We start from the raw sequence: 19,661 nt of genomic DNA, 5'->3' as shown, positions 1-19,661 counted from the left end.
AAGCGAAAGCGGCCCGGATCCGGTGCCACCATGTCGCCCCTCCTGCCAGACCACGAAATCGACGGCAAAATCAACGAATTCACAGATTGTCGCAGCCCTATGACAGGCTGATCCGGACGGCCGCAATCCCGTTGATCACGAACTGCACGGAATAGGCGGCGAGCAGCATGCCGAGGACGCGCGACAGCACCGCATTTCCGGTGCGTCCGAGGGTCGTCGCGATCAAATGTGCCGAGACGAAGCACAGCATGCAGAGCAGGCAGACCGAGAGGACGACCGCGATGATCACCGCGAGTCTCGCCCCATAGCCGGCATCGCCCGAAAGCAGCAGCGTGGTCGCAATCGCGCCGGGGCCGGCCATCATGGGGATGGCCAGGGGAAACACCGCGACATCGGAGGCGTGCTCGGACGTCGCCTTGTCGGCCTCGCGGGCCTCGCGATGCGGACGATCGCCGAAGATCATCTGGTAGGACACGCCGAACAGCAGCAGCCCGCCGGCGATCTGGAAGGCGGGGATCCCGATCCCGAGCTGGCGCAGCAGCCAGTTTCCGACCAGCGCGATCACCACCAGGATCGAGGCCGCGATCAGCGGCGCGCGCAGCGCGATGGTTCGTTTGACCTTGTCGGGCATGCCACCCGTCGCGGCCAGGAAGGCCGGCGCAAGGCCGACCGGGTCGACCACCAGCAGCAGCGTCACGAAGGCGGACAGGGCGAAGTCGAGCATGTGTAGGTGGGATCCTTGGACGCTGGAACGATGGCTGCCGGGCTGACTTAGCCCAGCAAAGCCGCTTTGGAAATCACTGGAGGCGACAATGAGCGACAGTGGAATCGGAATGCTTCTCGGCCAGCTCTCGGCCAACCTGCTCTGGCTCTGGTTCATCGGAGCCTTCGTGCTCGGCGGGGTCCTCGTCTATGGCGTGATGAAGGCCGGCCACCTCAGGCGCAGCGAGCGGGCGCAGCTCGATCGCAATACCGAGGCACGGCAGCGCCAGGAAGATCCCTACAAGCGCCCGACCTGAACGGTTGCCGCGCGCGCCGGTTGCAGTTTGGAACTTTCGTTCTCCAACCGGCTTTGAACGCCTGAGGATTGGGGAAGGAGATGCCTTCCCGTGTCACCTCAAGAGGAGGACATATGGCTAAACGAGCGAAGAAACGCGCACCCAAGAAGACCGCCGCGCGCCGACCGCGTCAGGCGCCGAAAATGCTCAGCGACCTGTTTCTGGAAACGCTGAAGGACATCTATTTCGCCGAGAACAAGATCATCAAGACGCTGCCGAAGATGGCCAAGGCCGCGCAATCGAAGGATCTGGCGGCCGCTTTCAACAAGCACCTGCGTGAGACCCAGGGCCAGGTCAAGCGTCTGGACCAGATCTTCAAGATGCTGGGCAAGCCGGCACGCGGCAAGCCCTGCGAGGCCATCAACGGCATTACCGACGAGGGCGCCGAGATCATGAAGGAGTTCAAGGGCGCACCTGCGCTCGATGCGGGGCTGCTCGCGGCCGCCCAGTCGGTCGAGCACTACGAGATCTCCCGCTATGGCACGTTGCGCACCTGGGCCGAGGAGCTCGGCATGCAGGACGCAGCAAGGCTGCTTCAGGCGACGCTGGAGGAAGAAGAGGCGACCGACCATACGCTGACCGAGCTGGCGACGTCCGTGATCAACCTCGAGGCGGAAGAAGATTACCGCGCCGCGGCCTGACCCGCGCCCCTGCCGATGACGGAACGCCGCGGCCAAAGCCGCGGCGTTTGCATTTGGGCCAAAGCCGCAGCGTTTGCTTTTGCGATCGCACGACGGCGCATGGCACGTCAGCGCCACTGCACTGGATTTCCCGGGAACCAGCCCCATATGCAGGCTTTCCCACCCCTGAGCCCGCATCATGCAACCCAAAAATCCCCTCGACTGGATGCTGTCCGAAGCCCTGGACCAGCTGACGCGCGCCGACCGGCTGCGCCAGCAGTTCGGCCGCCAGGAAGCCTGCTGGGAGCCGCCGATCGACGTGCTCGAAACCGAGCATGAGCTGCTGATCCTGGTCGCGCTTCCCGGCGTCAATCCGGACAATGTCGAGACGGTGATTCACGACGGCGTGCTCGTCGTCTCCGGCCAGCGCACGCTTCCGCCGGAGCTTCGCAACGCCCGCATCCACCGGCTCGAGCTGCCGCAGGGGCGTTTTGAGCGCCGCATTGCATTGCCCCTCGGCCGCTACGCCATCAGCCGCTTCGTGATGGACGGCTGCGTCGCGCTACGCCTCGCCAAATCCTGAGGTCGATCATGGCCACCGAACAGATGAACAACGAACAGACCAATAACGACGTGAAGATCCCCGAAGACGCGCTGATCATCGTCGCCGTACGCGACATGGTGCTGTTTCCCGGCGCGATCGGGCCGATCGCGATCGCGCGACCGAAATCGATCGCGGCGGCGCAACAAGCGCTGCGCGAGCAGCGGCCGATCGGCATCGTCCTGCAGCGCAATCCCGAAGTCGACGATCCGACGCCGGACGACCTCTACCGGGTCGCGACCATCGCCAACATCGTGCGCTACATCACCGCGCCCGACGGCACCCATCACATCGTCTGCCAGGGCGTGCAGCGTGCGCGCATCCTCGACTTCCTGCCGGGGACGCCGTTCCCGGCCGCGCGCATCCAGCAGATTCCGGAGCCGACCACGACTTCGCCGGAGATCGAGGCGCGCGCGCTGAACCTGCAGCGCCAGGCGATCGAGGCGATCGAGCTGCTGCCGCAGGCGCCGCCCGAGCTCGCCGCGATGTTCCAGGGTACCACCGCGCCCGGCGCGCTGGCGGATCTGGCGACCTCGTTCATGGACATCAAGCCGCAGGACAAGCAGGAGGTGCTGGAGACCATCGACCTCGCCTTGCGCGTCGAGAAGGTGTCCAAGCATCTGGCCGAGCGGCTGGAGGTGCTGCGCATCTCGAACGAAATCGGCCAGAAGACCCGCGCCAGCTTCGACGAGCGGCAGCGCGAGGCGATCCTGCGCGAGCAGATGGCGACCATCCAGCGCCAGCTCGGCGAAGGCGATGGCAAGGCGGCCGAGGTCGCCGAGCTGACGTCTGCCATCGCCAAGGCCAACATGCCGCCGGAGGCGGACGCGCACGCCAGGAAGGAGCTGCGCCGCTACGAGCGCATGCCGGAGGCCGCCGGCGAAGCCGGCATGGTCCGCACCTATCTCGACTGGCTGATCGAGCTGCCCTGGGCGCTGCCCGCGGAGAAGCCGATCGACATCAAGGAGGCGCGAGCCATCCTCGACGCTGATCACTTCGGCCTGGAGAAGATCAAAGGCCGGATCATCGAATATCTGGCGGTGCGCAAGCTCGCCCCGCAGGGCAAGGCGCCGATCCTGTGCTTCGTCGGTCCGCCCGGCGTCGGCAAGACCTCGCTCGGCCAGTCCATCGCGCGTGCGATGGATCGCCCCTTCGTGCGCGTCAGCCTAGGCGGCGTGCATGACGAGGCCGAGATCCGCGGTCACCGGCGCACCTATATCGGCGCGCTGCCCGGCAACATCATCCAGGGCATCAAGAAGGCTGGCAGCCGCAACTGCGTCATGATGCTGGACGAGATCGACAAGATGGGCCGTGGCGTGCAGGGCGATCCGTCAGCCGCCATGCTGGAGGTGCTCGACCCCGAGCAGAACGGGACGTTCCGGGACAATTACCTGAGCGTGCCCTTCGACCTGTCGCGCGTGGTGTTCATCGCGACCGCCAACATGCTGGACCAGATCCCGGGTCCGCTGCTGGATCGCATGGAGCTGATCAGCCTCGCCGGCTACACCGAAGAGGAGAAGCTGGAGATCGCGAAGCGCTATCTGGTACGGCGTCAGCTCGAGGCCAACGGCTTGACCGCCGAGCAGGCCGAGATCGAGCCGGAGGCGCTGAAGCTGGTGGTCAAGGGCTACACCCGCGAGGCCGGCGTGCGTAACCTCGAGCGCGAGATCGGCAAGCTGTTCCGGCATGCCGCGGTGCAGGTCGCCGAGGGCACCGCCGTGAAGGTCGTGGTGGGAGCGAAGGACATCGCCACCGTGCTCGGCCAGCCGCGCTTCGAAGGCGAGATCGCGCAGCGCACCAGCATTCCGGGCGTGGCCACCGGCCTTGCCTGGACGCCTGTTGGCGGCGACATCCTGTTCATCGAGGCTTCGCGAGTGCCCGGCCGGGGCGGCATGATCCTGACCGGCCAGCTCGGTGAGGTCATGCGCGAGAGCGTGCAGGCTGCGCTGACGCTGGTGAAGAGCAAGGCCACGCAGCTCGGCATCGATCAGTCGGTGTTCGAGAAGAGCGACATCCACGTTCACGTTCCGGCGGGCGCAACCCCGAAGGACGGACCGAGTGCGGGCGTTGCGATGTTCACGGCGCTGACCTCCCTGCTCACCAACCGCACGGTGCGCAGCGACACCGCGATGACCGGCGAGATCTCGCTACGCGGCCTGGTGCTGCCGGTCGGCGGGATCAAGGAGAAGGTGGTGGCGGCCGCGGCGGCGGGCCTGAAGCGGGTGATGCTGCCGGCGCGCAACAAGCGGGACTATGACGACATCCCGAAGAGCGCGCGGGACAACCTCGAATTCATCTGGCTGGAGCGCGTCGACGAAGCCATCGCCGCGGCGCTCGAGCCGGCCGAGGTCAAGGTCGAAGCGGCGGAGTGACTGCGATGAAGAAACTGCTGGAGAAAGCGAAGAGATCGCGGACGACACAGCGGCTGCGCCAGTTGCTCGATCGCGCGATCGACCGGGTTCGCGATGGGCTGGCGCCGGCCGGGCGGCAGCTTCAACCCATTCCGGTCCGGGTGAAGCGCCGCAAGGGTTGAGCCCTCCGTCTCAGGCCCTCGCGGCTGCCCCAATCAAAAGGCCCCCTCCGACCCGAGGGGGCCTTTGCGTTGTTAGCCCACGGCGTCCTTGGCCGCCTTGACCGGGCGGGCGCGGACGATCTTGCGGGCCGGCTTGGCCTTGAACATCATCTCTTCACCCGTGAACGGGTTGGTGCCCTTGCGCGCCTTGGTCGCGGGCTTCTTGATGACCACGAACTTGGCGAAGCCCGGCACCAGGAACAGGCCGTTCTTCTTGAGCTCCTTGTGACCGACGTCGGTCAGCGTCTCCATGACGTTCTTGACGTCGCGCTTGGAAAGCTCGGTGGCGGTCGCAATCTTTTCGATCAACTGCGATTTGGACATTTGGGTTGGCATCGTGTCTCCTCTGATTCGTTGCCGGTTGCATATTAGACCAACCGGCGAAGGCCTATAGCCTTCTGCACAGTTTTGTCGCGGTTTTACGGGCTTTTTTGGCCCTCAGCGGCAAAAAACCCTGCTTTTAAGCTACTTCCGGAGCGGGAGAAGCCTCGGGCAGCGGATTTTACCTTGTTTCAAAGGCCCGCACGCAACCTTGCTAAAGCTGATTCGCCGCTTTCGACAAGCGACGAGGTGCCTCTTTGTGCGCGGAGGAGCGCGTTTCGCCCTAGAAAATAAGGCTAGATCGTCGCGTTGGGACGTCTCACCCGCTCCCTCACCCTATTCCCACAGGGGCGCGGCGAGCTTCGCTCGCGCTAGATGCGCTCGATGATGATGGCCGGCGCCATGCCGCCAGCGGCGCACATGGTGACGAGACCACGCTTGAGGTCGCGCCGTTCGAGCTCGTCGAGCACGGTGCCGATCAGGATCGAGCCGGTGGCGCCGATGGGATGGCCGAGCGCGATCGAGCCGCCATTGACGTTGACCCTGGCGCGATCGAGCTTGAGGTCGCGGATATATTTTTCCGCAACCACCGCAAACGCCTCGTTGATCTCGAACAGGTCGATGTCGTCGACGGTCAACCCCGCCTTCGCCAGCACCTTGCGCGTGGCCGGCACCGGCGCATTCAGCATCAGGGTCGGCGAGTCCCCCATATTGGCCATCGCGACGACACGGGCGCGGGCTTTAAGGCCATGCGCTTTGGCGTAAGCGGGCGAGGCCAACAGGATCGCGGCGGCGCCGTCGACGACACCGGACGAGTTGCCGGCGTGGTGCACGAAGTCGATCTTCAGGTCCGGATATTGCTGCAGGATCAGGCCGCGATAGGTCGTGCCCTTGTCATCGAGCGCGTAGTCGGCGATCGCCGGGAATGCCGGCTTCAGGCTGCTGAGGCCCTCCATCGTGGTCTGCGGCCGCGGATATTCCTCGTGGTCGAGCGCGAGGCTGCCGTCTTCGCGATGGACCGGCACGAGGCTCTTCTTGAAGTGGCCGTTCGCCATCGCATGCGCGGCGCGCTTCTGGCTTTCGAGCCCGAGCGCGTCGACGTCCTGTCGCGTGATGCCTTCCATGGTCGCGATCGCGTCCGCACAGACGCCCTGATGCGACTGCGGATGCCGCGCGCGCAAGCGCAGATTGCCGGAGTCCATCATCATCGGGCCGCCGCCGCGGCGTCCTTCCATCGACATCATCTCGCAGCCGCCGGCGATGACGAGGTCTTCCGCGCCCGCCATGATCGAGGATGCGGCCATGTTGACGCTGGTGATGCCGCTTCCGCAGAAGCGATCGAGTGTCACGGCGCTGGCGCGCACGTCATAGCCGGCATCGAGCGCCGACATACGGCCGAGATCGCCGCTTTGCGTTGCGACCTGCGCGCTGCAGCCCCAGACGATGTCGTCGACATCCGCGGTGTTGATGCCGGTCCGGTCTGCGAGCGCGCGCAGCACGGTGGCGCCGAGCTGCTGCGGATGAATTCCCGAAAGTGCTCCCTTGCCGGCCTTGCCGACGCCGCGCGGGGTCCGGCAGGCATCGATGATCAGCGCGTCAGCCATTGGCGTTGTCCTCTTGTTGTGGGTTGTTGAGGACGGTTCTGAATAAGGGGGAGAAGAGAGTCAATGCGCGGCGCCCACTTCACCTCTCCCCGCTTGCGGGGGAGAGGTCGGATTTTACGCGCAGCGGAAAATCCGGGTGAGGGGCAGGGACGGAGGCAGATGGACTCGCGGAGAGTTCCCCTCACCCCGAATTTGCTGTCGCAAATTCCAGCCTCTCCCCGCGCGCGGGGAGAGGCGAAGACATCACGCCCCCGCCGCGTTCTTCGCGATCACGTTGCGATAGAAGCTGGCGCTGAGTTTCGGCGTGCGGACCTGGGTGTCGAAATTGACGTGGTACAGCCCGAAACGCTTGTTGAGGCCGTACACCCACTCGAAATTGTCCATCAGGCTCCAGAGGAAATAGCCGCGCACGGGCACGCCCTCGGCGGTGGCGCGCTGGAGCTGGGCGAGATAGTTGCGCAGATACATGATGCGGTCGGTGTCGTAGATCTTGCCGTCCGGCGTGACGACGTCGTCGCCGGAGGCGCCGTTCTCGCTGATGTAGATCGCATCCGTCTTCCAGATCTTTGCCGCCAGCTTCGGCACCCAATAGAGCGTCTCCGGCCCGACGCGCAGCCAGTCCGAGTTCATGTGCGGGAACGATTTCGGGATCGGCAGCGGCATGAAGCCCGCGCCCTGGTCGGAGGCCACCACATAGTTCTGCGGCGCGTAGATGTTGAGGCCGAGGAAATCGACCGGCGAGGAGATGATCTTCAGCTCCGCATCGGTGTATTTCGGCGCATTGGGGCCGGCGAATTGCAGGAAGGCGTCGGTGTAGCGGCCCGTCATGATGACGTTGAGATAGCCGGCATTCATCTCGCGCAGCGCGATCTCCGCGGCACGGACGTTCTCCGGCGTGTCGATCGCGGGCGCGCAGGCATCGATGTTCTCGGCCGGCCCCACTCTGGTGCCGCGGCGGCCATGGGCGCGCACCGCCTGCACCGCGATCCCGTGCGCGAGCGCGCTGTTGTGCCTGATCTGGTTGACCTCGGCTTGCGGCAGCGTCACGCCCGGCGCGTCGATGCCGATGCCGTAACCGAAATAGACGAAGCGGCCGCTCTCGTTCAGCGTGAACACGTTTTTGACGCGGTCGGTCAGATGCTCGGCAACATAGGCGGCGTAGTCGCCGAAGATCTTGCAGGTTTCCGTCGAGCGCCAGCCGCCGAAGCGATCCTGCAGTGATTGCGGCAGGTCCCAATGATAGAGCGTCAGCCACGGCTCGATGCCGTTCTTCAGGAGCTCGTCAATGAGCCGATTGTAGAAGTCGAGCCCCTTCGGGTTGGGCTTGCCGTCGCCGTCCGGAAACAGCCGCGGCCAGGCCACCGAGAAGCGGTAGGCCTTGCAGCCGAGCGCCTTGATGAGCGCGATATCCTCCTTGTAGCGGTGATAGTGCTCATTGGCGCGGTCACCATTGGTGCCGTCCTCGATCTTGCCGGGGATGCGCACGAACTTGTCCCAGATCGAGGCCCCTCGCCCGTCCTCGTCGACCGCGCCCTCGACCTGATAGGACGAGGTCGCCGTGCCCCAGACGAAGCCCGCCGGGAAACCGCTGCCGCTGCGCGGCGGCGATGCCGGCCTGGCGTCGGCTGCCTCCAGAGGATTTGCCATTCCGGCCGCGGACAATCCCGCCAGCTTGGCAAACTGGCGACGCGAGACCTTGTCCGACATGGTAATGCTGCTCCAAGGGTGATGCTGATGCTGCGGCACAATGGCGCGTCGCAGGCGGTTTGAGAAGCCGTGGGGTCGGGATTTGCGGATGCAGAATTGTGGCACACCGACCCACGACAGAATTTACTTCAATTAACCTGCAAAACCCTCCGTTCTCCAGCAAGTTCTACGTCGCGCCATGTCGGTCAAGCGATGGAGACGGAAGATGAGCGAAGAGACAGACTTTGAGACGACCGGCATTGGACGCCGGGATGTCCTCCTTACGGCAGGGGCCATGCTGGCAGGAATGGCGGCAACCAACCCGGCGGCTGCAAATGCCCAAGGCGCTCCGCGCCCCGCTTCGGTTGCTCGCGATTCCGCGCCACTCGGCGCGCGGCTGCAAGGCGTTCAGCATTTCGGCGTGACCGTGCAAAACATGAATCGCGCCTTCGAGTTCTACACCGAAGTGCTCGGCGGCACCGAGATTTTCCGCGACGGAGATTTCCAGGGTGAACCGATCCACAACACGCTTTTGACCGATCAGGAAATCGAAGCGCGCGAACGCCATGTCAACCCGCGCACGATCGGGGTTCCCGATCTCAGGGGAGGCACACAACGCTTGGACGTACGCTTCGTCCAGTTCGACAACGTCGTGATCGAGCTTCTGCAGTATCGCGACGCTGGCCAGCCATCGGGCAGCGGCGACAGCTTCGCAGAAGCGCGCGACCACATGAGCCCGGCGTTTCCGCGCTCCATGCACATCTGCTTCTATGTGAGGGATGACGTCGACTTCAACAAGTTCATCCACGACCTGGAGGCAGAATCGGCGCGCCGCGGCATGACCCAGGTGCGGGCCAATCGTGTGATCACCGTGACATCAGAGCAGCAGCGCCGCGCCGCCCCGATGGAGTCGAACACCAATCGCATCACGCAGGGCCTCTCGGAAGGCTGGGAGCTGATTTATTGCAAGGGCCCAGAGGGAGAGCAGCTCGAGTTCGTCAAGGCTCTGGGTCCAGTGAAGAAGCGCTTCAGCGACGCGCTCGCCGCCCGCCAGCAGCGGGGCTAGAGCAATTATCGCAGAGAAGGACGATCTCCATGATGTCACGGAAACGAATGATTCTGGCCCTCGTCGCCACAGCTTCACTGGCCGGCGCAGCATCAGCCACCGCTCAGGAACGCGACGGCGTTCGCTATCGTACCATTCCCGATGGCGCCTATTCGGTCGTCGCCGAAGTCCGCGCCAAACCGGGCAAGGAACGCGCGCTTCGAGAGGCAACGCTGCCGCTTGTCGCGCTTGTCCGAAGCGATCCCAAGAACCTGGTCTACTTCTTCCAGGAGGACCGCGAGACGCCAGGACGCTTCATCTTCTATGAGATCTTCGCAAGCCGCGACGACTTCGAGGCCCACAATGCCATGCCCTACGTCCAGCAGTGGTTCGGCCGGCTCCCCGAGCTCGCCGAGGGGGGCGTCGTGGTCAGGCGGCTGGAGATACTCGGCCACAACGGAGGTTGAAGTCGCGCCTCGCCGTCGCAGCGAGCCCGCGGCGAGCGCTTGAACCTGATTGCTGAATTTACCTTCAGGACAAGCGGGCAATCTGCCGCCGGGCGATCGACCCCGCTGTGGGCTCGTCAAGAATCTCGCGTGCCCGGTCAAGTCCGGGCACACACTCTCGATCGCCGAGACGCCCCAACAGCTCCTTGAGCACGGCGTGCGCGACTTCCGCCCGTCCGGCCATCAACTCCAGTTCGGCGAGACCGACACTGGCATCGCATTCATGGAAATAGATACCTTGAGCGCGCGTCAACTCGATCGCGCCCCTGAACAGGCTCCTTGCGGCGCTCAGATCGCCCGGCCGATTCCGCGCCATCAGGATCCTTGCGAGGACGGGGTGATGCCGTCCAATGAGTCGGCCGTCCCGATCACCGAGACATTGTGTCATTGCCTGCTTTGCCGCAGCCTCCGCCCCATCCAGATCGCCCAGCCTGCGTCGCGTATCCGCGAGCTCAACCCAAAGGGTCGGATGAAGCGTCCCTGTCTTCAGGATGAATCTGTCCTGCAGATTGTGGGTCAGGCTGCGTTCTGCCGCTTCCAGGTCACGGGCTTCCTCGCGGATCAGAAGAGCCTGAAAGACATCGACCAGAACGCGCCATGGACGATAGAGGCTGGACACAGCTTCGAGCTTCCGCAGATAGAGTCTGACACGTTGAAAATCGCCAGATGCAAGATGAGCCCAGATAGCTCCCTGCGCGAGCACGAAGTACAGGGTCGTCACGTGGCCCTGGCTTTCCGCTTGGCTGACGGTAGATGCCAGCAGAGACCGCGCCTGATCGGGATAACCCAAATAGAACTTCGTAAGCCCGAGCCCGACCTTGCAGGAGATGATCGAGTCGATGCCGCCGAAATAGAGCGAAACTCTCCGGGGGATCGCCGATCGGTCATTCAAGAACGCCTCGAATTTCTGGTGCGCCAGCGTCATATCGGAGGCCTCAAAGGCCTGGAAGGCGGACCAGCGCAGGAGAAGCCTCGACATCACGGCATCGTTCGATCTCCTGCATACCGCCGCGAACGCATCGATGTAGGGCGAGGCGGGACGCCTGGTCAGGAGCATGTTCTGGATGATGCCGTAGAGCGCCCGCATCTCCAGGAGATCGTCGCGCGCGATTTGTGCTGCGCGCCAGGCGTGCTCGTAGAGGCTCGCACCCTCAAGACCCGGTACATAGACCTGCGCCGCCGCGAGCGCGACCAGCACGCGAGATCTCACGGCGGGTCCGACATCGGGACTGCTGTCGGCAAAGCGCAACGCCAGCTCCAGATGAGGAACGCCTTGCGCGAGTGAGGTGAACTCGAGCCATAGACGTTCGGCTGCAAGAACCAGCGCTATTCCGAGGCCGGGCTTGACGGAAAACGCCCAATCGAGAGCGACGCGAACCTCGTCGATGTAACCACGCAGCTGTGCACTGTCCGCGACGGAATCGCAGGCATCCCAATCCCTCCGCTCCAGCATGTCGAGGAAATAGCGCGCATGGCGCTCGTGCACCCGTTCCCGATCGTCTGCCGCGTCCGATGCCCGAGTGGCGTAGGCCCGGGTGGTCTCCAGCAAGCGATATTCCAGCGGCGCGGCCCGATGATCGAGGCTCAGAAACGACTTGCTCGCTAATGCGGCAACCGCTTCGCGGACACCTCCCATGTCCAGATCGTCATCGCCTGCAACCGCAATTGCAGCACCGAGGGTGAAAGGCCCGGCAAAAATGGAGAGGCGCCCGAGCACCACCCGCTCCCTTTTGGGAAGAAGATTGTAGCTCCAGTCGATCGTTGCGGCGAGCGAGCGATGACGCGGAATTGCGGTCCGACGATCCACCCAGAGCAGGGAGAATCGTTCGTCGAGCCGGCGACGAACCTCTTCGATGCCGAGGACGTCGACCATCGACGCCGCGAGTTCGATCGCCAGGGGCATCCCGTCGAGGCGCCGGCAAACATCCGCGATCGCGGCCGCGACGGTATCATCGATCGCGAAGTTTGGCGTTCTCCGGCAGACGGTTCGCGTGAACAATTCTGCCGATGAATAATCCTGAACGTTTCCGGCTGTCACCGGAACAGACGACGGCGGGGTTTCGAGCGGATCGAGACGCCAGACAAGTTCGCCTTCGATCCGCAGGGTTTCGCGGGTCGTCACCAGAATATGGACGTCGCGGGTGCCGCTGAGCACGCTTTCAACGAGGAGCGCGACGCTCTCGGTGACATGCTCGCAGGAATCCAGGACAAGCAACAGACGCCGGCCATGAAGGGCAAGCAGGACCTGATCGAGACTTGCAGCCATCTGAACCGGCAGATCAAGCGCGCCGGTGACGGCCGCATAGATCTGACTTCCGTCAGTGATACGGTCGAGCTCGACAAGGCAGACTCCGTCGCAATAGGATTTCTCAAGCTCGCTCGCCACGGCAAGCGCGACGGTCGTCTTGCCGATGCCGCCGGGCCCAAGGATGGTGACGAGCCGGTCGTTCTGCAGAAGCTCGCTGATGTCGCCGATCACCGCGGCGCGGCCGATCGGCGCATGCATCGCGCCGGGCGCGCGCGATCGGCGCTTCGATGGGTGATAGACGCCGACGTCTCCGACGAAGCGGTAGCCGAAGGACGCCTCTGCGCGGATCAGGTCTCCGTATTCAAGCAGAGCCTTTCTCAGGCCGGAGATCTGAACCTTCAGGTTGTCCTCGGTCACGGTTCGCCCGGGCCATGCGCGATCGTAGAGCACGGCCCTTGAAACGAGCTCACCCGGAGCTTCCAGCAAGGCGCCCAGAATCGCGGCCGCGCGCGAGCCGAGCCTGACGTGAGTCTCACCGTGCAACAGCAAGCGTCTGGCCAAGCTGAAACGAAACGGTCCAAACGTGATTTCCGGACCCGCCATCGCCTGCCCAGCCCTCAGCGCCCTGATGATCGATCGGTCGGCAGCTCAGCGAAGGCGCCGAGCGAGCGCTGACCTTCCGGCGGCAGCAACCCAACAACGTGTCGTGGGCGCAGAGAACGATTGATCCGACCCTGGGAACCAGGATCGGAGGACATTCGGATCGAAGCAGGATCATCGGTTCTGGCCAGTGCTCAGCCGGTACGAATATACGGAGCTATCAATCACTGGAGCGTAATTCTTCTTTATTGGCACGAATTAGGTCGCGCGATTTGTCGCAGACGCGAGAGCTTGTCCGACATTGATGCTGCTCCCGAGATGATTGCTGCGGCCGCACAATGACGGGCGGCGAGCGGTTTGAGAAGCGAGGTTTCAGTAGCAGAATGCGGAATTGCGGTGTCAAACCCGTCGAACGACCGGACACCTGCAATTGGGCTTCGCAGCCAAAAGCGCGTGGCCACATCCAGTATCGATATGATTGAAGAAGCACGGAAAGGCCCACCCCGATCTACAGGCCGGCGCGTTCCGCGTCATGCAGCGTCCAGCGCCTTCAACTCGTCAGCCGCAGCGATGATCGCGCTCCGAATCTTGACGAAATATTCCGCATCGATCCGCGACGCGAGCCAGTCCAGCTCGCCCGTATGGCCGTGCTCATTCACCTTGCGGACCACGCCTTCGCTGATCAGCGCGTTGAGGCAGCGCCGGACGTTCGAGCGCGGGAGCCCGAGATATTTGGAAACGTCGGAGGCCGTACGCGGCGGAGCGCCGAGCTCGTCGCTCACGCGAATCATCATCGCAACCAGAAGTTCTTCAAACACCGCGCCGAGGTGCTTGCGAGGATAGCCGCTGCGCATCGCCACGAAGCACGTCACCAACAACCTGCCGACAATAGCCGATTGCTTCTCGCGCTTCGTCACTGCTGCATCTGAATTGTTTGAGATTTCTCCGGCCATTTTCGCCACCATTGTCTTCGCTCGCGATTGTGTTTAGCTGGCGCATGCTTCGGCCGCAAATGAAGCTGTGTTAAGCTGGAGCACATCGCTCATGCGTCGGCATCTCGGACAGACTTTCGCGAACGAGACGGTCTTTGCGATTATTGTGACCTGTTTCGGGCTCTTGCCGGTCGCCATATTGCTGGTTGCTCTCTTCGTTAGGTAAACCTCCAACCCTGCTCTTCGGTAAGGCGCGGATCGGCAGACGCAATAACGTCACTTTTCGGCGTCGAATGAAGACCTTTCGGCGTCAGAGGGGCGGCTTTAGGGCCGACCTGCTCCGATTGCGCCGACCACGACCCGCATGAGCCACGCGATGCCGGCATCTCTCATTGCTGCCTTGGTTGCGATCGCGCGGATCGCATCCGGTTTACGCGCAAAAGGCAGCTCGACGAACACCAAGCCGAAACGGCCCGCGTGGTGCTCCACCAATCTTCGCGGCAATGCTGCGATCAGATCAGATCCTGAAAGCTGGACGAGCGCCATCATGAAATTCGGGACAGTCAAGGCGATGCGGCGCTCGAGGCCGCGCTTGGCCAACATCTGATCGACGAAACCGCGCGCTTCACCACTGAGAGACACCAGCAGATGCTGTGATTGCGAGAATGCACCACGGGTTGGCGCTTTTGCGAGAGGATGCCCCTTGCGCATGGCCAGGACAAAATCCTCGTCGTAGAGCCTGCGCGCCTCGAATCGCGGCGATACCGTCGGCAGCGGCAGCAATGCGACATCGAGCTCGCGTCTTTCGAGCATATCGAGGCTTTGGTGCCAGGGCTCCCCGATCGCGCCGCCGCGTGGCGCAGGCATCAGGTGGATCAGGGCGAGGTCGATATGGGGGGCCGCAGTCGCGATCGATCGCAGGAGCTGAACGGATGTCGAGACCAGTACGGCATCGGGGGCGCCAATCGTGAACCGGCGGCGGCTCTTCGCGGGGTCGAACGGTGCAGCCGAGCCGATCAGCTGTTCGATCCGCGCGATGATCTCGGTCACGGGCTCCTCGAGCTCCAAGGCCCGCGCCGTTGGAACGACGCCCTTTGGTGTCCGCAGAAACAGCGGGTCGTTCAGCAGGAGACGGAGCCGGCCAAGAGCATGGCTGACAGCCGACGGCGTCAGGTTCAGCCGGCCTGCAGCACGCGCGACATGACGTTCTTCCAGAACAACGCGGAAGAGCACGAGGAGATTCAGATCGATCCTGGATAGATCAATTTGGTTCAGCATGATGCTGAAATCATATCGCTGGATTCATCAAGTTCAAGGTCTCATGGATGGGTCGTTCGTCGTTCGACCAGGAGACGTGAAATGACCCAGAGACCGCCCGGCGTGAACAATTGGCCGGACCGGCTGGAGAAGATGTCGCGGCGCTCGATGATGGCCGCCACGGCTGCAATTCCGCTGTCCGTTCAGCTTTCAGCCGATGAGGCCGTCGCAAAAGACGCGATAGCGAGCCTCATCGAACGTGCCCGCGCGAAAAATGCCGCCTTCATGCGCGGCGACATGGATCGCTGGCTCCAGCTCGTCCGCATCGCGCCGGATTTCACGTTGATGCAGCCCTTCGGCGGGCCTGCCAGTCGCGGATTCGACGCAAGCCCCAGACGCCTGGCCGACCTGTCGCGATACTTCAGGGAAGGCGAAACCGAGCTCGATGTCTTGCAAACCTATGCATCGGACGCGATCGTCGTTCTCGTCATGATCGAACACCAGCGGGCCGAAGTGGGCGGATTGCCGGCTCAAGACTGGTCGCTGCGCGTGACCGAGGTCTACCGCAAGGATGGCACGGATTGGCAACTCGTGCACCGTCATGCCGATCCGCTGGTCCGAAGCATCACCTTGCAACAAGCCGCGATACTCGCCCGGGGCTGGCCGGAGGAAAAATGATCCCTCACCTCGCTGGAGCGGCCTGCCAGCTGGCTCGTGACGTCACGCGTCGCGATAGAGAATTTTCAGCGCGAGCGCTTCGGCAGCTTTGGCAGCTTGTCGGGATTGAATGCCGGGAACTGCTCGGTTCGTTCATCTGCCGGCGGCTGCTGTTCGGTCAGAATGAGCGTGCCCTGGAGGATCATTCCGGGCACCTGTTGGGCCGTCGCGGTGTAAGTCGCGATCTTGCCGGGGCAGTTTCCCTCGATGTCCAGGGTGAGCTCGTCTTCCCCGCCGAAGACCGTCGCACGCCCGTCGGTATGACGCTTCGTTGATACGGTGGCGGTGAAGCGATCTCCATCGACCCGGCACGAGCCGTGATACGTCATCAGGCTGTCACGGCCCCAGATCTGCCCGTCTGCGACATGGACGATCCCGGTGCCCTGGTCGATCGGCGTCTTGTACCACGCCGCATATGTGCCGTCCTTCAGCATGGGAGCAGTCTCCCTTGGCCATTCCCGCACGATAATCCGCATGATTAGCGCTAAGGAACCGTTAATCGCGCGGCCCGTGCCAATCCGGCCTGTCCTTGCGCAGCTCGGCTTCGAGCTCCTCGACGATGCCGTGAAGCAGACACGCGGCAAGCGGATCCGTCACCTCCCGCTCCAAGCGCCGATAACGCGCGATCTGGCACTCCTGCTCTCTCAATTGGCGCTCTGTCATCACACGGGCCCTCCGACGAACTGACGCGGAGACAGCCAGGCAGTTGCATTAAAATTTTCAGATCATTTGACATGGTTTCCGGTTGGTAAAGACGACGCAGCCGCCGGGCCAAACCGTCCAAGGGCGACCTCTCTAGGAGACCAGACGAAGCCAGACGTCTCTGCTTGCCAGCGTGCCATTCGGCGTGGCGATCTCCATGTCCACGACGTGCAGAGAGCCGGGCTCGTCTCCATAGATGTACCTGAGGTGCCACATGGGACCCAGGTCCGGTGAAATGACAAAATCGTCCAATCCGTCGGTGATATCGCGAACGGCCTCGCGATGCGTCAAAGGCGCAGAAAACATCGCATCGATCAGGTCGGCGAGGCTCATGCCCTCGACGAGCATAAGTCGCGCGACCTCGTCACCGTAGACGTGCCGAAGTGCTGAAACGATAGCAGCGACGGCATCCGGATTCTTCAACGCCACAGCAAAGCGAGCCTCCGAGCCCATCATGCCGGAGGCGGGATATTCTGCAAGCTCAGCGAGCGGAACAAGAGGCGCTGGCTCCGGCCGCGGCACTCGGAGCCGATGCTTCGCCGCTGGCCTTGGATACGGCACCCGCGCCTAGAAGGTCACCCGCATCCCCGCGTAGAACGCACGGGGCCTCGCCGGGCTCAGCGAGCGCGGGTCGGTGAACTCGGCGCCGCCGTTGGTGAAGTTGGGCAGGGCCTCGCGGTCGAAGAACTGTCCGTAGGTCGCGTAGCGCTTGTCGAAGATGTTGTCGATCTTGCCATAGAGCTGGATGTTCTTCGTCACCTGGTAGGAGGTGTGGAGATTGAACACGGTATAGGACGGCAGCTTCGCGAACTGGTTCGATTCGTCGCCGACCAGGTATTGGCTGGAGACGAACAGCGCGTTGCCGCCGACCTTCCAGACGTCGGTCACGGCATAGTCGATGCCGACCTTGATGCGGTGGCGCGGGATCGCGGGAATCTGGTTGCCGGGTGAGACCCGGATGGTCTCGGTGGCCGGATCGGCAAACGGGCTTTCGGAGCCCAGCTCGAGCGGATCGAGGAAGCGCGCGTCGACAAACGCATAGCTCGCCTGGAACTGGAGCGTGGGCGACTTGATGTTGACCTCGGCCTCGAGGCCCTGCCGCCTGGTACGGCCGACATTGGAGAAATAGCCGAAGCCGGTGCGTCCGACCGCGGGTATCGCGACGATGTCGTCGTTATTGGTGGCGCGGAAGCCGCCGATCTTCCAGCCGAGCGTGCCGATGTTCAGCTCCTTGGTGCCGCGCAGGCCGGCTTCGACGGTCCTGGATATGACCTGCTTCAATGGCGGATCGGAGACCAGAAACGCCGCAATGAGGCAGGGCCGAGCTGGATCGGAGCAACCGAGCTCGAGTGGCGTCGGCACGCGGTTGGCCTCGGAATAGCCGGCATAGGCGGTCAGCCCCGGCGTGATCCTGTACGTGCCCCCGATCACCGGATTGAAGCGGGTGAAGGTGTGATCGCCGTTGAGATCGGTTCCGAGCTGATCCTCCAGCTTGATGCGCGCGACATTGAAACGGCCGCCGCCGGTGATGGCGAAGGCGTCCGTGACGTTGAACGTGTCCATCGCATACAGGCCGTTATATTGGTTGACGGTCCGCAGCGAGACCGGACCGGCAACTGTTTCCGGCTGACCGGTCGGCCCCAGGAAGAGGCCGCTGCCGCTGACGACGTAGTTTTCACCGATCGAGCCGATCTCGGCGGTGGCGTTGTAGCGCGTCACGCTGGCATCGTAAGTCGCGCCCATCACGAAGCGATTGTCATGCCCGAACAGTTGATCGGTGTTGGTGGCCTGCCCTGACACGCCGAAACTGGTCGAACGGATCGTGCTCCGGTCGATCTCGCCAAGGATGGTCCCCAACGGATACGGATTGACGAGCTGCGCGCCGTTGGTGCCATTCGCCGGCGTCGTATCATCGCCGAAGCACAACAGCCCCAAGGCGGCGCATTCCTGCACGTCGGTCGGATTGCCGTCGACGAGCTTCTGCTCGTACCTGCGCACATGCGCGGTGCCTTCGAGCGTCCAGGCCGGCGTCGGATCGACCTTTCCGGTCAGGTTGAGATAGCCGACACGGTTGGAGGTGGTCTGCGGCGTGGTGTAGGTCGCGCCCCAATATTTGTCGAGCAGCTCGGCTGGAACGGTGGCGCTGGCGCCGAAATCGTTCTTGGCCACGCCCATATTGGCGTGGAATTCGCTGTCGCCGGCCTTGTAGCCGACGTCGCCGTAGAAGCGCCGCACGGTTGATTGCGAGAAATTGCGGAAGCCGTTGTCGCGCAGGCCTTCGAGCGCGGCATAGACGCCGTAGTTCTTGTCGACCTGCTTGCCCCATTGCGCCGAGCCCTGGACGCGGCCGAACGAGCCGCCCATCACGTCGATCTCGGCGCCCTGATAGGTGAAGCCGTCCTTCATCTGCAAATTGATGGCGCCGCCCAGCGCGTTGAGGCCGAAGGCGGGATTGTTGGTCACCAGCGTCACCGACCTGATGGCGGCGGTCGGGATCAGGTCCCAATTGACCGCGTCCGAGAAGGCTTCGTTGATGCGGACGCCGTTCTGGTACACCGCGAGGCCCTGCGGCGTGCCCGTCACGGGCGAAGCCACGAAGCCGCGGAATTCGACATCCGGCTGGAACGGATTGCCGGTGACCTCGGTGATGTTGACGCCGGCGATGTTGTCGCGCAGCGCGTCGGTGACGTTCAGCGAGCCGGTGCGCTTGATCTGGCTGGCATCGACGGCGTTGATCGCCGACGGGACCTTGTCGACATCGAGACCCCTGCCGGTGCCCGGCGCGGTCGGATAGACGTAGATGCGGGTCCGGGGACTGGCAGACGAGGCCGCTCCGATATGCGCGACCGGCCGCACCGGCGCAGTACGCCTCGCCACCGACGGCGGCGGCGCCGCCACTTCGACCGGCGGCAGATTCTGGACGTTGGTCTCCTCGTCCTGCGCGGCGCCGGCGGGGCCCGCCAAGACCACCCCGGACACCAGACCGGTCGACACTGAGGCCATCAACAAACGACGCCTGAACGAAAGAACCTTGCCCATCCCCGCCTTCCCATCCGTGACCACCGGCTGTTTTGATTTTCGCCGATTGGTCGGAACGAGTGTATTCGGCGGCCGATCGCGCGCCAGCCACAAAAGGTCGGGCAATATCGGCTCCCGTTTTCCCGACGAAATCGGGAATTATTCCCGATCGCT

General features: G+C 63.6%; 18 protein-coding genes. 8 read left to right on the top strand and 10 right to left on the bottom strand.

Going from position 1 to position 19,661, the window contains the following annotated elements; all coding sequences use genetic code 11:
- Window positions 1-97: 97 nt before the first annotated feature.
- Window positions 98-724, bottom strand: a complete 627-nt coding sequence (locus GGD65_RS11295) for a MarC family protein (protein WP_183235315.1) — start codon at window positions 722-724, stop codon at window positions 98-100.
- 88 nt (window positions 725-812) lie between these two features.
- Here GGD65_RS11295 and GGD65_RS11290 point away from each other — a divergent pair, with 88 nt between their 5' ends.
- The 5 genes from GGD65_RS11290 (at window position 813) to GGD65_RS11270 (ending at window position 4,812) form a co-directional block, all read left to right on the top strand.
- Window positions 813-1,019: a hypothetical protein gene (locus GGD65_RS11290; protein WP_018320686.1), complete on the top strand. Its 207-nt coding sequence runs from the start codon at window positions 813-815 to the stop codon at window positions 1,017-1,019.
- 113 nt (window positions 1,020-1,132) lie between these two features.
- Entirely contained in the window at window positions 1,133-1,699 is a 567-nt protein-coding gene (locus tag GGD65_RS11285; protein WP_092261794.1) for a ferritin-like domain-containing protein, read from the top strand.
- Between the two features lie 178 nt (window positions 1,700-1,877).
- The gene (locus GGD65_RS11280) at window positions 1,878-2,261 is read left to right on the top strand and encodes an Hsp20/alpha crystallin family protein (protein WP_018320688.1); all 384 of its coding nucleotides are present in this window, start codon (window positions 1,878-1,880) and stop codon (window positions 2,259-2,261) included.
- An 8-nt stretch (window positions 2,262-2,269) separates the two neighbouring features.
- Window positions 2,270-4,651, top strand: a complete 2,382-nt coding sequence (gene lon / locus GGD65_RS11275) for an endopeptidase La (RefSeq protein ID WP_183235314.1) — start codon at window positions 2,270-2,272, stop codon at window positions 4,649-4,651.
- Window positions 4,652-4,656: 5 nt separating this feature from the next.
- Entirely contained in the window at window positions 4,657-4,812 is a 156-nt protein-coding gene (locus tag GGD65_RS11270; RefSeq protein WP_177237443.1) for a hypothetical protein, read from the top strand.
- A gap of 72 nt (window positions 4,813-4,884) precedes the next feature.
- Here the strand turns inward: GGD65_RS11270 and GGD65_RS11265 are convergent, their stop codons facing one another.
- From GGD65_RS11265 to GGD65_RS11255, 3 genes are all read right to left on the bottom strand, one after another.
- A complete protein-coding gene (locus GGD65_RS11265; RefSeq protein ID WP_018320691.1) occupies window positions 4,885-5,187 on the bottom strand; it encodes an HU family DNA-binding protein in 303 nt (100 codons plus the stop codon).
- 356 nt (window positions 5,188-5,543) lie between these two features.
- Complete coding sequence (locus tag GGD65_RS11260; RefSeq protein WP_183235313.1) at window positions 5,544-6,776, bottom strand: acetyl-CoA C-acetyltransferase; 1,233 nt, start codon at window positions 6,774-6,776, stop codon at window positions 5,544-5,546.
- Window positions 6,777-7,019: 243 nt separating this feature from the next.
- Window positions 7,020-8,483, bottom strand: a complete 1,464-nt coding sequence (locus tag GGD65_RS11255; RefSeq protein ID WP_183235312.1) for a GH1 family beta-glucosidase — start codon at window positions 8,481-8,483, stop codon at window positions 7,020-7,022.
- Between the two features lie 205 nt (window positions 8,484-8,688).
- On the opposite strand from GGD65_RS11255, the gene GGD65_RS11250 reads away from it, so the two are divergent.
- Together GGD65_RS11250 and GGD65_RS11245 are read left to right on the top strand one after the other, a co-directional pair.
- A complete protein-coding gene (locus tag GGD65_RS11250; protein ID WP_177237444.1) occupies window positions 8,689-9,528 on the top strand; it encodes a VOC family protein in 840 nt (279 codons plus the stop codon).
- 29 nt (window positions 9,529-9,557) lie between these two features.
- A complete protein-coding gene (locus tag GGD65_RS11245) occupies window positions 9,558-9,974 on the top strand; it encodes a putative quinol monooxygenase (protein WP_245283294.1) in 417 nt (138 codons plus the stop codon).
- A 64-nt stretch (window positions 9,975-10,038) separates the two neighbouring features.
- Here GGD65_RS11245 and GGD65_RS11240 read toward each other — a convergent pair whose 3' ends face one another.
- The 3 genes from GGD65_RS11240 to GGD65_RS11230 form a co-directional block, all read right to left on the bottom strand.
- Window positions 10,039-12,864 (bottom strand): winged helix-turn-helix domain-containing protein, encoded by a 2,826-nt coding sequence (locus GGD65_RS11240; protein WP_183235311.1) that lies wholly within the window; start codon window positions 12,862-12,864, stop codon window positions 10,039-10,041.
- A 527-nt stretch (window positions 12,865-13,391) separates the two neighbouring features.
- Entirely contained in the window at window positions 13,392-13,778 is a 387-nt protein-coding gene (locus GGD65_RS11235) for a helix-turn-helix domain-containing protein (protein WP_312017695.1), read from the bottom strand.
- Window positions 13,779-14,117: 339 nt separating this feature from the next.
- Window positions 14,118-15,071 carry a LysR family transcriptional regulator gene (locus GGD65_RS11230; protein ID WP_183235309.1) on the bottom strand — a complete coding sequence of 318 codons (954 nt, stop codon included), beginning with the start codon at window positions 15,069-15,071 and terminating at the stop codon, window positions 14,118-14,120.
- Between the two features lie 81 nt (window positions 15,072-15,152).
- On the opposite strand from GGD65_RS11230, the gene GGD65_RS11225 reads away from it, so the two are divergent.
- Complete coding sequence (locus tag GGD65_RS11225; RefSeq protein WP_183235308.1) at window positions 15,153-15,728, top strand: nuclear transport factor 2 family protein; 576 nt, start codon at window positions 15,153-15,155, stop codon at window positions 15,726-15,728.
- Window positions 15,729-15,793: 65 nt separating this feature from the next.
- Here GGD65_RS11225 and GGD65_RS11220 read toward each other — a convergent pair whose 3' ends face one another.
- The 3 genes from GGD65_RS11220 to GGD65_RS11210 all read right to left on the bottom strand — a co-directional run bounded on the left by GGD65_RS11220 (window position 15,794) and on the right by GGD65_RS11210 (window position 19,508).
- Window positions 15,794-16,201 (bottom strand): hypothetical protein, encoded by a 408-nt coding sequence (locus GGD65_RS11220; protein WP_183235307.1) that lies wholly within the window; start codon window positions 16,199-16,201, stop codon window positions 15,794-15,796.
- Between the two features lie 361 nt (window positions 16,202-16,562).
- Window positions 16,563-16,925, bottom strand: a complete 363-nt coding sequence (locus tag GGD65_RS11215; protein ID WP_092261803.1) for a hypothetical protein — start codon at window positions 16,923-16,925, stop codon at window positions 16,563-16,565.
- Window positions 16,926-17,036: 111 nt separating this feature from the next.
- Entirely contained in the window at window positions 17,037-19,508 is a 2,472-nt protein-coding gene (locus tag GGD65_RS11210) for a TonB-dependent receptor (RefSeq protein ID WP_183235306.1), read from the bottom strand.
- Between the last annotated feature and the right edge of the window lie 153 nt (window positions 19,509-19,661).

It is taken from the genome of Bradyrhizobium sp. CIR18 (assembly GCF_014198295.1).
Classification (GTDB): Bacteria; Pseudomonadota; Alphaproteobacteria; order Rhizobiales; family Xanthobacteraceae; genus Bradyrhizobium.
This window is presented reverse-complemented; position numbering and strand designations above follow the sequence as displayed.

Excerpts from the sequence above, each read along its gene's own strand:
- GGD65_RS11295 (WP_183235315.1), bottom strand. The coding sequence starts at position 724 with ATGCTCGACTTCGCCCTGTCCGCCTTCGTGACGCTGCTGCTGGTGGTC.
- GGD65_RS11290 (WP_018320686.1), top strand. The coding sequence starts at position 813 with ATGAGCGACAGTGGAATCGGAATGCTTCTCGGCCAGCTCTCGGCCAAC.
- GGD65_RS11285 (WP_092261794.1), top strand. The coding sequence starts at position 1,133 with ATGGCTAAACGAGCGAAGAAACGCGCACCCAAGAAGACCGCCGCGCGC.
- GGD65_RS11280 (WP_018320688.1), top strand. The coding sequence starts at position 1,878 with ATGCAACCCAAAAATCCCCTCGACTGGATGCTGTCCGAAGCCCTGGAC.
- lon (WP_183235314.1), top strand. The coding sequence starts at position 2,270 with ATGGCCACCGAACAGATGAACAACGAACAGACCAATAACGACGTGAAG.
- GGD65_RS11270 (WP_177237443.1), top strand. The coding sequence starts at position 4,657 with ATGAAGAAACTGCTGGAGAAAGCGAAGAGATCGCGGACGACACAGCGG.
- GGD65_RS11265 (WP_018320691.1), bottom strand. The coding sequence starts at position 5,187 with ATGCCAACCCAAATGTCCAAATCGCAGTTGATCGAAAAGATTGCGACC.
- GGD65_RS11260 (WP_183235313.1), bottom strand. The coding sequence starts at position 6,776 with ATGGCTGACGCGCTGATCATCGATGCCTGCCGGACCCCGCGCGGCGTC.
- GGD65_RS11255 (WP_183235312.1), bottom strand. The coding sequence starts at position 8,483 with ATGTCGGACAAGGTCTCGCGTCGCCAGTTTGCCAAGCTGGCGGGATTG.
- GGD65_RS11250 (WP_177237444.1), top strand. The coding sequence starts at position 8,689 with ATGAGCGAAGAGACAGACTTTGAGACGACCGGCATTGGACGCCGGGAT.
- GGD65_RS11245 (WP_245283294.1), top strand. The coding sequence starts at position 9,558 with ATGATGTCACGGAAACGAATGATTCTGGCCCTCGTCGCCACAGCTTCA.
- GGD65_RS11240 (WP_183235311.1), bottom strand. The coding sequence starts at position 12,864 with ATGGCGGGTCCGGAAATCACGTTTGGACCGTTTCGTTTCAGCTTGGCC.
- GGD65_RS11230 (WP_183235309.1), bottom strand. The coding sequence starts at position 15,071 with ATGCTGAACCAAATTGATCTATCCAGGATCGATCTGAATCTCCTCGTG.
- GGD65_RS11225 (WP_183235308.1), top strand. The coding sequence starts at position 15,153 with ATGACCCAGAGACCGCCCGGCGTGAACAATTGGCCGGACCGGCTGGAG.
- GGD65_RS11220 (WP_183235307.1), bottom strand. The coding sequence starts at position 16,201 with ATGCTGAAGGACGGCACATATGCGGCGTGGTACAAGACGCCGATCGAC.
- GGD65_RS11215 (WP_092261803.1), bottom strand. The coding sequence starts at position 16,925 with ATGATGGGCTCGGAGGCTCGCTTTGCTGTGGCGTTGAAGAATCCGGAT.
- GGD65_RS11210 (WP_183235306.1), bottom strand. The coding sequence starts at position 19,508 with ATGGGCAAGGTTCTTTCGTTCAGGCGTCGTTTGTTGATGGCCTCAGTG.